This window comes from Rhizobium laguerreae, assembly GCF_002008165.1.
Taxonomy (GTDB): Bacteria; Pseudomonadota; Alphaproteobacteria; order Rhizobiales; family Rhizobiaceae; genus Rhizobium; species Rhizobium laguerreae.
In genome coordinates, this window is record NZ_MRDM01000014.1 from 879925 (window position 1) to 894469 (window position 14545).

The 14545-nt window shown below is 60.9% G+C and carries 13 protein-coding genes and 1 other RNA gene; 3 read left to right on the forward strand and 11 right to left on the reverse strand.

From position 1 onward, the window contains the following. Positions 1-10 precede the first annotated feature (10 nt). From BS630_RS20155 to BS630_RS20205, 11 genes are all read right to left on the reverse strand, one after another. Positions 11-1444, reverse strand: coding sequence for a UDP-N-acetylmuramoylalanyl-D-glutamyl-2,6-diaminopimelate--D-alanyl-D-alanine ligase (locus BS630_RS20155; protein WP_077978796.1), 1434 nt, complete (start codon positions 1442-1444; stop codon positions 11-13). Next, a complete protein-coding gene (locus BS630_RS20160; protein ID WP_077978797.1) occupies positions 1441-2961 on the reverse strand; it encodes a UDP-N-acetylmuramoyl-L-alanyl-D-glutamate--2,6-diaminopimelate ligase in 1521 nt (506 codons plus the stop codon). Before BS630_RS20160 ends, BS630_RS20155 begins: the two co-directional genes overlap by 4 nt. Positions 2962-2967: 6 nt before the next feature. Next, complete coding sequence (locus BS630_RS20165) at positions 2968-4728, reverse strand: peptidoglycan D,D-transpeptidase FtsI family protein (RefSeq protein ID WP_025395321.1); 1761 nt, start codon at positions 4726-4728, stop codon at positions 2968-2970. Beyond that, the gene (gene ftsL / locus BS630_RS20170) at positions 4728-5204 is read right to left on the reverse strand and encodes a cell division protein FtsL (RefSeq protein WP_077978798.1); all 477 of its coding nucleotides are present in this window, start codon (positions 5202-5204) and stop codon (positions 4728-4730) included. The genes BS630_RS20165 and ftsL overlap by 1 nt, the downstream gene beginning before the upstream one ends. Position 5205: 1 nt before the next feature. Further along, positions 5206-6231: a 16S rRNA (cytosine(1402)-N(4))-methyltransferase RsmH gene (gene rsmH / locus BS630_RS20175; protein ID WP_077978799.1), complete on the reverse strand. Its 1026-nt coding sequence runs from the start codon at positions 6229-6231 to the stop codon at positions 5206-5208. A 17-nt stretch (positions 6232-6248) separates the two neighbouring features. Continuing rightward, complete coding sequence (gene mraZ / locus BS630_RS20180) at positions 6249-6686, reverse strand: division/cell wall cluster transcriptional repressor MraZ (RefSeq protein WP_026158771.1); 438 nt, start codon at positions 6684-6686, stop codon at positions 6249-6251. A 414-nt stretch (positions 6687-7100) separates the two neighbouring features. After that, positions 7101-7498: RNase P RNA component class A (rnpB, locus tag BS630_RS20185), an RNA gene on the reverse strand. 53 nt (positions 7499-7551) lie between these two features. After that, the gene (locus BS630_RS20190) at positions 7552-8727 is read right to left on the reverse strand and encodes an NAD(P)/FAD-dependent oxidoreductase (protein ID WP_077978801.1); all 1176 of its coding nucleotides are present in this window, start codon (positions 8725-8727) and stop codon (positions 7552-7554) included. An 81-nt stretch (positions 8728-8808) separates the two neighbouring features. Beyond that, a complete protein-coding gene (locus BS630_RS20195; RefSeq protein WP_077978802.1) occupies positions 8809-9429 on the reverse strand; it encodes a lytic transglycosylase domain-containing protein in 621 nt (206 codons plus the stop codon). A 262-nt stretch (positions 9430-9691) separates the two neighbouring features. Then, positions 9692-10453, reverse strand: a complete 762-nt coding sequence (locus BS630_RS20200) for an N-acetylmuramoyl-L-alanine amidase (RefSeq protein ID WP_077978803.1) — start codon at positions 10451-10453, stop codon at positions 9692-9694. After that, positions 10450-11157 carry a J domain-containing protein gene (locus tag BS630_RS20205; RefSeq protein ID WP_017961314.1) on the reverse strand — a complete coding sequence of 236 codons (708 nt, stop codon included), beginning with the start codon at positions 11155-11157 and terminating at the stop codon, positions 10450-10452. The genes BS630_RS20200 and BS630_RS20205 overlap by 4 nt, the downstream gene beginning before the upstream one ends. A gap of 411 nt (positions 11158-11568) precedes the next feature. Here BS630_RS20205 and BS630_RS20210 point away from each other — a divergent pair, with 411 nt between their 5' ends. The 3 genes from BS630_RS20210 (at position 11569) to BS630_RS20220 (ending at position 14543) form a co-directional block, all read left to right on the forward strand. Then, a complete protein-coding gene (locus tag BS630_RS20210) occupies positions 11569-12780 on the forward strand; it encodes a pyrophosphate--fructose-6-phosphate 1-phosphotransferase (RefSeq protein WP_077978804.1) in 1212 nt (403 codons plus the stop codon). 57 nt (positions 12781-12837) lie between these two features. Further along, positions 12838-13473 (forward strand): LysE family translocator, encoded by a 636-nt coding sequence (locus BS630_RS20215; protein ID WP_020050849.1) that lies wholly within the window; start codon positions 12838-12840, stop codon positions 13471-13473. Positions 13474-13598: 125 nt separating this feature from the next. Beyond that, a complete protein-coding gene (locus BS630_RS20220) occupies positions 13599-14543 on the forward strand; it encodes a lytic transglycosylase domain-containing protein (RefSeq protein WP_077978805.1) in 945 nt (314 codons plus the stop codon). The last annotated feature ends 2 nt before the right edge of the window (positions 14544-14545 follow it).

Below are 14545 nucleotides of genomic sequence, written 5' to 3' on the forward strand. Positions count from 1 at the left end.
GTTTACCCGATCAAAATTCGCGTTGCGTGTCGGCAAATGGCGGGAACTTGTCAAGGAGCGCGGCGACGATCTTGCCGAAACCGATGCCCAGAGACGATTTCACCATCAACACGTCGCCTGGCGCGACCGAGTTCAATACATAATCCGTCAATTCGCTAGTGTTCTCGCGATATTCGACATGGACGCTTTCCGGCAACGATTCCTTGAGCACAGCCATCTCGGCTCCTGCCAGCCAGACATGCTCGATGCCGGCGGCAAGCAGCGGCACGGCAAGGTCGGTATGGACCTTCTGCGCATACTCGCCCATCTCCAGCATGTCGCCGAGCACGGCGATACGGCGTCCGCGGCCGGTCGGCAAGGAGGCCGCCAGCAGCGCGATTGCCGCGCGCATCGAGGCCGGATTGGCATTGTAGCTCTCGTCGATCAGCGTGAAGCTGCCGCCGCCGATGACAAGCCGGTGGCGCTTGCCCCTGCCCTTTTCCGGCCTCAGCGCCGCAAGCGCTTCGATCGCCTTCTGCATATCGGCGCCGACGATCCTGACGACTCCGAGCGCAGCGAGTGCATTCTCGGCGATATGGCGGCCTGGAGCGCCGAGCGCGACCTCCAGCGTCTCGCCGCCGATCGTCAGCCACAGCGTTGAATTCTCGTCGGAACCATTGAATTCTGCGAGCCGGAATTCGGCCTTGGCATGCTGGCCGAAGGAATGAATATGCTCGATGCCGTGCGACTGCGCCGTGCGGTCGAGGAAATTGAACTGGTCGTTGTCGCGGTTGAGCACGACATGGCCGCCGGGTTCGAGCCCCTCGAAGATCTCGGCCTTGGCGGCGGCGATTTCCTTGATGTTCTTGAAATTGCCGAGATGCGCCGGCGCGATCGTCGTGATGATGGCGACATCGGGACGGATCATCGCCACCAGCGGCCGAATCTCGCCGGGATGGTTCATTCCGACTTCGAAGACGCCGTAATCCGTATCCTCAGGCATGCGCGCCAGCGTCAGCGGCACGCCCCAATGATTGTTGAAGGAGGCGACGGAGGCGTGCACCTTGCCGGAGGGCGACAGCACATGCCGCAGCATTTCCTTGGTCGTCGTCTTTCCCACAGATCCCGTCACGGCGATGATCCGGGCCCGCGAGCGCTCGCGCGAGGCAAGGCCGAGCCGGCCAAGTGCAGCGAGCACGTCTTCCACGACGATCATCGGCACCGTCAGCCGACCCATGGCGGGAAGCCTCGCCTCGCTGACGACGAGAAGGGAGGCGCCGTTCGCCATCGCCATCGAGGCGTAGTCGTGGCCGTCGACGCGGTCGCCCTTGATCGCGAAGAAGGCTTCGCCCGGGGCAATCGAGCGGCTGTCGATGGAAATGCCGGTGATGCCTTCGGGCAGCGTGCCGAAAGGGCGCCCCGCCATCGCTGCGATCATGTCTTCCGTCGTCCAGAGCCAGCTCAAGATTTCAACTCCTCCAAGGCCTTGCGCACCTCTGCAAGATCGGAAAATGGCAGGGTGACGCTGCCGATTGTCTGCCCTTCCTCATGCCCCTTGCCGGCGACGATCAGCGTATCGCCGGATCTCAGCATGCCGACAGCCTCGCGGATCGCCATGGCGCGATCGGCGATTTCCGAGGCGCAAGGCGCGGCCGTCATGATCTCTGCCCGGATCGAGGCCGGTTCCTCAGAACGTGGATTATCGTCGGTGACGATAACGACGTCGGCAAGACGGCAGGCGATTTCGCCCATGATCGGCCGTTTGCCGCGGTCACGGTCGCCGCCGCAACCGAAGACGACGATGACGCGGCCGGTGGTGAAGGGTCTGACCGAGCCCAGAACGTTTTCCAGCGCATCCGGCTTGTGGGCGTAGTCGACATAGGCAAGAGCGCCGTCTCTCGCATGGCCGACGAGTTCGAGACGGCCGGACGCGCCAACGAGCTTCTCGAGCGCGGCCATCGCAACCTTCGCGTCAACGCTGGTCGACATGGCAAGCCCCGCGGCGACCAGCGCGTTGGCCACCTGAAAATCGCCGGCCAGCGGAATGTCCACCTCGAAGATCTCGCCGCCGATATGGATCTCGGCCATCTGCTTGTGGCGGAAGTGCTCGACGCGCTTCAACGAGAGATAATCGCCCCTCCGCCCGACGGTACGGATGTCGTGACCGGCATCGGTCGCGGCCTTGATCGCCTGCGCCGACCACGGATCGTCGGCAAAGATCACCGCCGGCGATCCCTTCGGCAGCAGCGTATCGAAAAGCCGCATCTTGGCGGCCATGTAGGCCTCGACGGTCGGATGATAATCCATGTGATCGCGGCCGAGATTGGTGAAGGCGGCAGCCGCAAGCCTGACGCCATCGAGCCGGCACTGGTCGAGACCGTGGCTGGAGGCCTCCATCGCGGCATGCGTCACGCCCTCTCCGGCGAGTTCGGCCAGCAGCTCATGAAGAGACACCGGATCGGGCGTCGTCAGCGAGCCATATTCGTTGCGCGTCGGCGAGACGACGCCCGTCGTGCCGATCATCGCGGCCGCGTGGCCCGCATGCGCCCAGATCTGCCGGGTGAAAGAAGCGACGGAGGTTTTGCCTGCGGTGCCGGTGACGGCGACCATGGTGTCGGGCTGCCTGCCGTGGAAACGCGCGGCGGCGATGGAAAGAAAACGGCGCGGCTCCTTGACCGCAAGCACGGGGATCGAAGCATCGACGGCTTGGGAGGCGATCGCGACGGCGGCGCCGCGGCCGGCGGCATCCACGATGAAGCCCGCGCCGTCCGCCTTGGAGCCGGCGACCGCGACGAAGAGATTGCCCGGCGCCACCTTGCGGCTATCCGAAGACAGGCCTGAAATATCAAGCAGGCCTGCCGGGCCTTCGAGCTGTGCTTCAAGTTCCGGAAACTGATCTCCGGCCAGGTCTCGCAATTTCATCGAATGCACTTTTCTCTCTTGAAGCCGGTTCACCCCTCGCGAATCGGCGTCGATATTCATTCACACTCAATAAGACACCAGCAAGGCCGATCCGCCCTCCCCGAATTTCGGTTCGATGCCGAGAATAGGGGCCGCACGCCTGATGATCTCCCGGGCGATCGGGCCGGCGGTACCGGCGGAGATCGTTCCGCCATAGGCTTTCTCGCCGGTCTTCGGCTCGTCGCAGAAAGTGATCACGGCATATTTGGGATCGTTCATGGGGAATGCGGCGATGAAGGAATTGAAATTCAGGGTTGACGAATAACGACCGTTCACCACCTTGTCGGCCGTGCCAGTCTTACTGCCGACGGAAAAGCCCGGCACGCGGGCGACACGCCCAGATCCCTTGTAGCCGTTGAAGTCAAGGAGATAGCGGATCTCGTCGCTGGTGGTCTTCTTGATGACCTGCGTGGCGATCTCATCGGCCTGTTCGCGTGTGCGCGGCAGGAATGTCGGCTCGATCAGTTTGCCGCCGTTGACGAGAGCGGCAGCCGCCACCCCTGTCTGCAGCGCCGTCGTCGAGACGCCATGGCCGAAGGAAATCGTGATCGAATTGATCTTCTTCCAGACGCGCGGCTGGCTCGGCATCTTCACTTCAGGCAACTCGGTCTGCATCTTCGTCAAGAGGCCGAACTTGGTGAGATAGTCCTTCTGCGCATCGATGCCGACCATATCGATGACCCGCGCCGTACCGATATTCGAAGAATACTGGAAAATCTCAGGCACGGTCAGCCAGCGGCGCTGCCCATGAAAATCGTGGATGGTGAAGCCGCCGATATAGATCGATTTGCTGGCATCGAAACTGTCGGTCATCTTCACCTTGCCGCTGTCGAGCGCCATGGCAAGCGAAAAGGTCTTGAAGGTCGAGCCCATTTCGAAGGTGCCGTTGGTCATCCGGTTGAGCCAACCCTCCTTGGCGCCTTCCTGCGGATCGTTCGGATCGAAATCCGGCGCCGATGCCATCGCCAGCACTTCCCCGGTATGCACGTCGATGACCGCAGCACCGGCGCCCTTGGCCTGGAAGTTGCTGACGGCGTTGACGACCGCGTCCCGGACGATGTTCTGCACGCGCAGGTCGATCGATAGCCGCACCGGCTCGAGCGGCTGGTCGCTGGTCATGCCGACGGAAGCGAGATCGGCAAGTCCCTGGTCGTCGATGAATTTCTCCATGCCGGCGACACCGCGGTTGTCGATGTTGACGTAACCGAGGATGTGCGCGGCGGTCGCCCCGCCCGGATAGAAGCGGCGCTTCTCCGGCCTGAAGCCGATGCCGGGAATGCCGAGCGCCAGGATCTGGCTCTGCTGCTTCGGCGTCAGTTGCCGGCGCAGCCAGGCGAAATGCGAGGTCTTGACCGAGAGCTTCTTATAAGTGTCCCTAACGTCGAGCTCGGGCAGCACCGTTGCAAGCTTCTCGACCGCCTCGTCGGCATCGACGATCTTGTTCGGTTCGGCAAACAGCGAGACGGTGCGGATGTCGGTGGCCAGCACCTCGCCGTTGCGGTCGAGAATGTCCGGGCGCGAGGCCATCAGCCGGTCGGGCGGCAGGATGCTGGAGACGACCTCCTGGTCCTTCATCGCATATTCGACGAGACGGCCGCCGATGACGGCGTAAACACCCATGAAGCCGAGGATCAGCAGGCCGACGCGGCTTTTTGCCTGCCCTGATTTCTTCTTGCGCGATCCCTCGATCGCCAGGCCGGCGGGGGAAGGACCGCCGAACCGGTTATAGACGCCGGCGGAGAAATGCGCCTGGCTCTTCAAAACCATGATGCGGGAAAGAAACGACATTATTCCTCCACCGATCCGGTTTCGATCTGGTCTGCATCCTCTGCCTCGCCGCGTGGCGCAGGCATCGGAATGGGCTGTGCCTTGGCGGTGGCTTGCGCGCCCTTGGTGTCTGGTGCGCCTTTGGCGCTGGCCACGGTCGCGCCCTTGGCGCTGACCTTTGCCTCCGTCACGTCAGGGACGGGAACCTCGGATTTCAGCATCGGCAATTCCTTGGCATGCACCAGCGCCGTCGATTCCGTCGGCTGCAGCTTCAATTCTTCATTATAGGCCTTGACCAGACGCTCCAGCCGGTTCGGCTGCGATTGCAGCGCCCAGTCGGCCTTGAGAAGGTCAATCGTGTCCTTCTCAAGCTTGATCTCTGCTTCGAGGCGATGAACCTCCTCGACCTTCAATTCGGCGCGGTGCTTGATCGTGTAGGTCACGGTGGCGGTGGCCGTCATGACGCCGATGAGCACGAGATCGAACGTTTTCAGCATATCAACCTCCAAGCTTTCCGAGACTGGCAAGATTGGGAAACCCGAAGAGCGACATATCCGCGGCTTCGGCGGCGGCGTCCGTCCTCAGGCCGGCGCGCAGCTTGGCGGAACGGGCGCGTGGATTGACCTCGGCCTCCGCCTCGCTTGCCGAAACCATTGGCTTGCCGATCGCCGCAAAGGTTGCCGCCCGCTCATGCGCGACCGGCAGATGCCGCGAACCCGAAGCCTTGCCGGCGCGATCGGAGAAGAACTTCTTGACGATGCGGTCTTCGAGCGAATGAAAGGTGACGACGACAAGCCGCCCGCCGGGCTTCAGTACCGTTTCCGCCGCGAACAGCGCCTGCGCCAGTTCGCCGAGCTCGTCGTTGACGAAGACACGCAAGGCCTGGAAGACGCGCGTTGCAGGATGGATCTTGTCTTTCATCTTGCGCGGCGTTACGAGCTCGATGAGACCGGCGAGATCGCGTGTCGTTTCGAACGGTTTTTCCTCGCGTCGCTTCTCGATCGCATGGGCGATGCGCGGCGCCTGGCTTTCCTCGCCGAGAAAATGGAAGATGCGGATGAGATCGGCGACTTTGGCGCGGTTGACGACATCGGCGGCCGAAACGCCTTCGGCCGACATGCGCATATCGAGCGGTCCGTTTTTCTGGAAGGAGAAGCCGCGTTCAGCTTCGTCGATCTGCATGGAGGAGACGCCGATATCGAGCACAACGCCGTCGAGCCCGCCTTGCGGCGCATGATCGGCAAGATGCGAGAATTGCGAATGAACGAGCCTGAGGCGACCGCCATGGGCGGCAACCATCGCTTGGCCGGCCGTAATCGCAGTCGGATCGCGATCGAGCGCGATCACCTCGGCGCCGGCAGCAAGGATGGCCGAGCTGTAACCGCCTGCACCGAACGTACCGTCGAGGATAAGTTTGCCGGGCGCGGGCGCCAATGCCGCAAGGACTTCATCGAGAAGAACCGGAATGTGACGAACCGGTCCGCCACCGGCATCAGTTGAACCTCCGCCAGGATTCGCCACCATTCCGTTCCCTCGTTCTTTCAGGAACGCTTGCCCGCCAGCTTGCGCTCCCCTCGTGCCTGCGCCTGCGCTGCCACAAAAGCCTGCGGCTGCCAGAGCTGAAAATGATCCGCCCGACCGACGAAGGTCACTTCGTCCGAGATGCCGGTGAAGCCACGAATGAAATCCGTGATCATCAGCCGCCCCTCGGCGTCGAGCTTCATGAAGACCCCGCCTCCATGAATGAGAAGCGACATCTCGTTCGCATCCGGCGAAAACGGATCCTCCGCAGCAATCTGCCGTTCGAATCTTTCGAGAAGATCCGGACCGCCGATGCTGATCGCCGGAAACACAAAGTCCTGGAAGCAGTAAAGCTCCTGGACGTTGCGCTGCGCCAGCACGGAACGGAAAGCCGAAGGCACGGAAACCCGGCCCTTGGCGTCGATCCTGTTGGTCGCATTCGAAAGGAAGCGGCTCATGACACGAAACATCCGTTCCCGCAGGGATCCGGACGATCAAAAGACGCCCGAAACTCCCGATATCAGGCACAGCTTCGCAAGCCGGATGAGCAAAAACCCCTCCGACGCTTCCGGAGAGGAAGACGCCTTTGCTTTGCGATAAATGGGCAGATAATTGCCCTGGTGCAGTGCGCATTTGGGATAGCATGGGACCATATGGGCGTCAATGGGATACGCCTATTTGCAATAGACGCATGATCAAAAATTTATAAGCCGTTAAGTTTAACAAAGGGTTAGCGGCGTCATCTTACACATGACACGCATTGGTATCGCTTCAGGAAAAATCCATCCAATGGATGCATAAACATCTGCTTGAAAACAGCCGGTTTCAGCGACTTACGCTGAAAATCCGGCTGCCGCGCCGTTAAGATGATAATCGCCAGTTGGCCTGTAAGCCGGGTTCTGTATGGCTCCGGCGTGAACCGGAACGTGGCAGCCATTCCTCTGGGACAGCGTTCGCACGCTGCCTCACGCAACCCACCCGGATGACTGGCCTGGAAACCAGCCGGAAGGCCTTTCGGCCTACCGCGTCATCCCTATTCGGTCTTGCTCCCGGTGGGGTTTACCGTGCCATTTCCGTTGCCGGAGATGCGGTGGGCTCTTACCCCACCCTTTCACCCTTACCTGTCATGACAGGCGGTTTGCTTTCTGTGGCACTTTCCCTGAGGTCGCCCTCGCCGGACGTTATCCGGCACCGTGTTTCCGTGGAGCCCGGACTTTCCTCACCCTACCGCCTTTCGGCATTGGTAAAGCGCGGCTGCCCAGCCAACTGGCAGGGCTCCCATAAACGAGAGAGATCGCAATTGCTATCGAAAACAAAATTTACTTACCGAAATTGCGGTGTGAAATCCGTGGAGTAGCCCTGTTCGCTGATTCCGCCTGACAAAAGCAGCTCGGCCCCAAGCCGACCGATTTCGTCCGAGCTCTTGGCCGACGTCCCGGCGCAGCCCGTCAACACCGCGATCTCGGGCGATGAGCTATAGCCAATCATCGGATAGCCGCTTTCCGTATGCGACACGACGCAGGCGGCCGTCGAAATCGAAAGCGGCACCATATCGGGCACAAGACCTTCAACGATGCGTTTGAGGTGCGCGCGCACCATATCGCGCCCCTCGGTCTTGAACCAAGCGCGCATTTCCGTGTCGTCGCGGAGCGCCAGATCGTCAGGATCGCCGCCGATCTTCAGGTAGAATTTGCCGTCAGGATAGCGGATCGGCGGCAGCAGGTAGATATCGATGCCGGGCGCCCGGAGAATGAGCGACGGCATCGCGGCCAGGCGCGCCGCGTCGGCATCGCTTACCTCGAAAAGCGTCACTGTCCGCGCATAAACAGTCATAGCAACAGGCTGCGGCAACAGATTCTCCGCAATGGAAAATCCGCCAGCTGCCAGCAGCACCTTTTCAGCACGATGGCTCAGGCCACCTGATGTCTCGACGACAGCCGACCCACCTTCGCTGCGGATCGAAACGACATGATCGCGGATGACCGTGGCGCCTGCCTTTTCCGCCAGCAACGATTGGGCTTTCACAAGCTTACGCGGACTGATGTGGCCGGCCCCTCTCGCTTCGAAGACGCCCGCGCCCCCATCGGGAAAGGCGAGGAAGGGAAAGGCAGCCTTCAGCCCTTCCTCGTCGAGCAGGCTGGTCTCGACGCCGAGCGAAACGGCGGCCTGTCGGGTTTTCTCGAGATAATCGCCCCCGGTCGGCGCGACGACGACACAACCGACCTCGCGATAGAAATCGATGCCGCTGTCGCCGGCGATCTCGCCATAGCGGTCGATCGAGCGGTTGGCGAGCAGTGCCCAATTGCGGTCGGGATCGATGGTGCGAGTGATGCGCCCCTCATCATAATGGCTGGCGAAGACACCCTGATGCGTCTTGCGGTCATCAGGCTCGTCCGGGCCGATGACGGCGACGCCATCCGTCTGGCGTGCCAGATATTTTGCGGCCGCGGCACCCATCATGCCGCGGCCGATAACGATGAACCTGAAATCGACCGCCATATCCCACCTCGCTAAATTCCAGCGATACCATAGCAATCATCTTGAATCATCCGCTCTTGTCAGGGATATGCGCTTCAGCGCTCAGAGCATTGCCAGAACCTTGCCGCAATAGGACTTGGACACCGGGTTCATGCGCGTGGCGCCATGGCCGGCATTGTATTTGAGGATGGTGTTGCAGGTCTCGCCACCACCGAGATCATGGGCGGCAGCCAGATATTTCATGCCGTACTTGATGTTGGTTTCCGGATCGAACAGGCCCTTGGCGCTGCCGGAATAGCCCATCATGCGGGCAGTTGCAGGCTTTATCTGCATCAGGCCGATTTCACCGTGGCTGCCGCGCGCATTCGGATTGAAATTGCTTTCGATGCGGATGACCGCGGTCGCAAGCGTAACCGGTACATCATATTGGTTCGCATATTTGCTGATCAGTACGGAATAGGAATTGCCGGAAACATTGGCGGCGGGATAACCGCTCTGGCGCTCTACCGTCTTCAGCGGGCGTTCCGCCGTCTTGAGCGGACGCTTCGCCGGTTTGACCGAACGCTCCGCTTTCTTCACCGGACGCTCTGCCTTCTTCGAAGGACGCTCGACTTTCTTCACCGGCGCATCGGCTCGCACGCCCCAATCATTCGCAAAGGCAAAGCTATTTCCCGCCAGCACCATGCCAACGCATGTTGCAGCAACAACAATCAGTTTTCTCATGTAGTCTTGAACACTCCGACCCAAAGAATTTCCGGACTGCGCGCCTCGCCGTCATAATGAATACCAGATCAAGGATCGATCGGGATTCACGGTAATTCTTATCGTTTCACATAACGCCCGTGGTTTAACTCGAAAACAACCCCGAGCACCGCTTGGCGGACGTTCTTAGACCATCGCAATGAGGAGATAATAGGGAAATGATGTGGCAGGCGGAATTTCGCGCTGCAGTGCGAAATTCGGCGTTTCAGTAATTGCCGAGGAATCAGGAATAATGCGGCAGTGCCGACAGCAGCCGGTGCAACGTGTCGATCGTCGAGAAATCGGCGATACCATCCACCCGTTCGGGCCGAAAATGGCGCTGGAAAGCTTCGACGTCGCCCGCCGTTTTTTCCGAGAATTCACCCGTAATTTCAGCGCTGTAACCATAGAGAGACAGCATCGACTGCAGCGCTTCCACAGGTTGACCGGTATCGCCGCGTTGGAAGAAGCGGCCACCGGTGATCGTTGCCGGCTCGACCCAGTGTCCAATGCCCGCTTGGTGGAGCGCGGCCCAGGGGAATTTCTCGCCCGGATCGACCTTGCGGATCGGAGCGACATCGGAATGCCCGAGGACCCGTTCAGGTGTGATCGACCAACGTTTGACACAGTCGCGACACAATTCGATCACCGCGGCGATCTGCTCTTTCGGATAATCAGGAAGCCCGCCGGGATGGCCGGCATTGGCGATCTCGATGCCGATCGACAGCGAATTGATATCGGTCTCGCCGTGCCAGCTGCTTTTTCCCGCATGCCAGGCACGCCGCATTTCCGGCACGAGCTGCACGACCTCGCCATTCTCATGCACGAAATAATGGCTGGAAACCTGGCTTTCGGCGCGACAGAGCCAGTCGAGCGCACCATCTGCCGTCGGCATGCCGGTATAGTGCAGCAGGATCATATCGGGACGGCGCCCGTCCGCCCGTTCGCCATGGTTCGGCGAAGGTTGCACGCGGGCGCTTCTGCAGTCGGCCTCGAAAGAGGTCATGCGGCGCGGCGTTCCTTCTCGATCGCCTCATAGGCCGCGTTCAGCGCCGCCATGCGCTCATTGGCGATCACATGGAATTCCTTCGGCACGCCCCGCGAAATCAGCCGGTCGGGATGATGTTCGCTGACGAGGCCGTGGTAACGGCGGCGGATGGTCGGGAAATCATCGGAAGGTGAGACGCCGAGCACCTTGTAGGGATCGCCGCCGGACGACACGTGGCGGGCGGCGATCTGCTCGAAGCGGATCTCGCTCATCTGGAAGATCTCGCCGATATGGCGCAGGAAATTCAGTTCCTTCTCATGGATCAGCCCGTCGGCCTTGGCGATGTGGAAGAGGCCGTCGAGCACGTCTTCCAGCACCGGGCAATTGGCCGCACAGGTTACGCAGAGCGTGGAGAGCCGTTCGGCATAGGCTTCGTAGCCGGCGACGTCCTGGCGCGCGAGATTGTAGAGCCTGGCGACATTCTTCGCCTGATCCTGCGGAAACTCGAAGATTTCGCGAAAGGCTTCGACCTCCTTCTCGCTGACGATGCCGTCGGCCTTGGCCATCTTGGCCGACAGCGCGATGATCGCCACCGAGAAAGCCACCTTACGCCGGGTCTCGGGATCGCCTTCAAAAACCGTGCGGATAGCCTCGACCACCGCAGACAGCGCATTGCCTGCAGTATTGCCAATGGCATTCAACAGTTTTTCCCAGAAGGACATCGAAAATCTCACACACGTGTCAACTTATAGAGAAACAGCTTGACCAAAGAATCGCAGCCTTTGCAAGGCGACTATTCGTCGTAGGGCCGAACACAGTTTTCACGATTTGGTAATTGTCGCACCGCAGCAAACGATTCATCACGCCCGCTTTCATCTCGCGTGAGGGCATGGACGACGGTCGCAGGCATTGCCCGGGCACGTGGATTCCGGAACGCGCGGCGGAAATTTCCACGGGCAGTTCTCGACAAGCAGACCGGGTTGAAACGATTATATCAGCACTTCGCGTCGCCTTTGCGGTCCAACACGGCAGAAACGCGCATTTTTCGTAAATTCTTTACTTTACAGGGCCCTTTCCCTGCCGCATCCATGCGCTAGCTAACGCTGCCGCACCGAAACACCGCAGGAGGGATTATGGCCAAACAGAAAGTCGCAATGCTGACCGCCGGAGGCCTGGCGCCCTGTCTTTCGTCCGCCGTCGGCGGCCTTATCGAACGCTATAGCGACGTCGCGCCCGAACTCGAAATCGTCGCTTACAAGTCGGGCTACCAGGGTGTGCTCCTCGGCGACAGCTTCGAGATCAGCCGCGCGATGCGCGAAAAGGCGCCGCTGCTGCACCGCTACGGTGGCTCGCCGATCGGCAACAGCCGCGTCAAGCTCACCAATGCCGCCGACTGCGTCAAGCGCGGCCTGGTCAAGGAAGGCGAGAATCCGCTGCGAGTCGCCGCCGAACGCCTCGCCAATGACGGCATCACCATTCTCCATACGATCGGCGGCGACGACACCAACACCACGGCCGCCGACCTTGCCGCCTACCTCGCCGCCAACGGCTACGATCTCACCGTCGTCGGCCTGCCGAAGACTGTCGACAACGACGTCGTGCCGATCCGCCAGTCGCTCGGCGCCTGGACGGCCGCTGACGTCGGCGCGCACTTCTTCGACAATGTCGGCAACGAGCAGACCGCCGCCCCCCGCACCCTCGTCATCCATGAAGTCATGGGCCGCCATTGCGGTTGGCTGACGGCCGCCACCGCCCGCGCCTATCTGCAGCGCACCAGCCGCAACCAGTATGTCGACGGCCTGATGATGGACGCGCACCTGAAGAGTATCGACGCCGTCTACCTGCCTGAGATGGCCTTCGACCTCGACGCCGAGGCCGCCCGGTTGAAGGAAAGCATGGACCGCAACGGCCACGCCACGGTTTTCGTCTCGGAAGGCGCCTGCCTCGACGCCATCGTCGCCGAGCGCGAAGCCGCCGGCGAAACCGTCAAGCGCGATGCTTTCGGCCATGTGAAAATCGACACGATCAATGTCGGCGCCTGGTTCCAGAAGCAGTTCGCCAATCTGCTCGACGCCGAGCGTTCCCTGGTGCAGAAATCAGGTTATTTCGCCCGCTCGGCGCCCGCCAACGGCGATGACCTCAGGCTGATCCAGAGCATGGTCGATCTCGCCGTCGAAAGCGCGCTCAATAAAGTCTCCGGCGTCACCGGCCATGATGAAGGCCAGAACGGTAAATTGCGCACTATAGAATTCCCGCGCATCAAGGGCGGCAAGGCTTTTGACCTTTCGACGGCATGGTTTGCCGAAGTCATGGACAATATAGGCCAGAAATACAAAGAAGCGTGATTGACGGATGGTTAATATGATGTCTTTGCTTGTTCCTGAGGAATAGGAGGAGACACCATGTCACTTGAAGCTTGGCTCGCCTTTGCGGCCGCATCCGCCATCATGCTGGCCATACCGGGGCCGACGATACTGCTCGTCGTTTCCTATGCGCTCGGTCATGGGCGCCGGACGGCGTTCGCGACGGTGGGCGGCGTGGCGCTTGGTGACTTCACGGCGATGACGGCCTCTCTCTTCGGTCTCGGCGCCGTCCTGGCCGCCTCCGCGACCCTCTTCACCGTCTTGAAGTGGATCGGCGGCGCCTACCTGATCTGGCTGGGAATCAAGCTCTGGCGGGCTCCCATCATCGGCGAACCGATTGCCGACAACGACAACCTGCCGGAGGAGAAGTCGCTCAAGATTTTCCTCCACGCCTATGTCGTCACAGCCCTCAATCCGAAGAGCATCATCTTCTTCGTCGCCTTCGTGCCGCAGTTCCTCAATCCGGCCCTGCCCTTCGTCGGGCAGATGGCGATCATGGAAGCCACCTTCCTCGTGCTGGCGATCCTCAACGCCTCCACCTATGCCTTTCTCGCCCATAGCGCACGCGGCCTGATTCGCAAGGCGAGCATCCAGCGCGCCGTAAACCGAACCGGAGGCACTCTGCTGATCGCTGCAGGCGCCGTAACGGCCGGGTATCGCCGTATTGCAGCGTAGAAATATTCCGAAATATTCCGTGGTTGCCGGAATGTCACGAATAGGTTAATGGGGTCACCAGGGCTTAAGGCTTTTGGTAACTTTTATACGCTGCCGGGGCGGCGCGATTTCACGAAAGTGGCGGAATGGTAGCGATCGGATTATCCGGCCTGAAACGCAGTCTTGTCGTCTCGACGATCCTCTGCGGCTTGATGACGGGATGTACGAGCGTCGAATACACGTCCCAGGCCGAATTGACAGCCGCCCAGACCGTCGTGCCGATGCCGAAACCCGGCGAAGATGCAACACTCGCCGCGATCCCGACAGCCGAAGGCGCAGCCGGTCAGACGATTGCAGGCGCCACCATTCCCCAGACATCATCCCCCTCCCTGACCGCAACGGCGATGCCGGCCGTGACAGCTTCCCAGCCTGGCGATCTTGCCATGCAGGCAGGTATGCAGCCGGCAGCCTATGCGCAGATCCCGCTGACGCCCGAGATGACGGCGATCCAGTCCGTCGTGCCGACGCCGCGTCCGGGAACGCCGGCACAGCCGACGACGCAGCTTGCCTTTGCCGCGACACCGCAAAACAGCGCGCTTGCAGCGCTTGCTGCAGTCGACACCACGCCACGTGCCAGCATGGATTACGGTTTCGACGAATCCGGGCCGATCGATCCGCCGACCGCACCCCCGATGTTCAGCGACGACGACAAAGACGATGCGCCGACCGTCGAGAAGAGCTTTGTCACCAAGCTCATCCAGAAATATTCGAAGGTTTACGAAATTCCCGAGACCCTGCTCCATCGCGTCGTCCATCGCGAGAGCCGCTATAATGCGAAGGCCTACAACAAGCGCGGCTATTTCGGCCTCATGCAGATCAAGTATAACACGGCCAAGTCCATGGGCTATGACGGTGCCCCGGGCGGCCTCTTCGATGCCGAAACCAACATCAAATATGCCGCGAAATATCTGCGCGGCGCTTGGCTCGTCTCCGACAGCAAGGAAGACGATGCCGTTCGCCTCTACGCCCGCGGTTATTATTACGACGCCAAGCGCAAGGGCATGACCGACATCGCCCATGGTAACTACTGAAA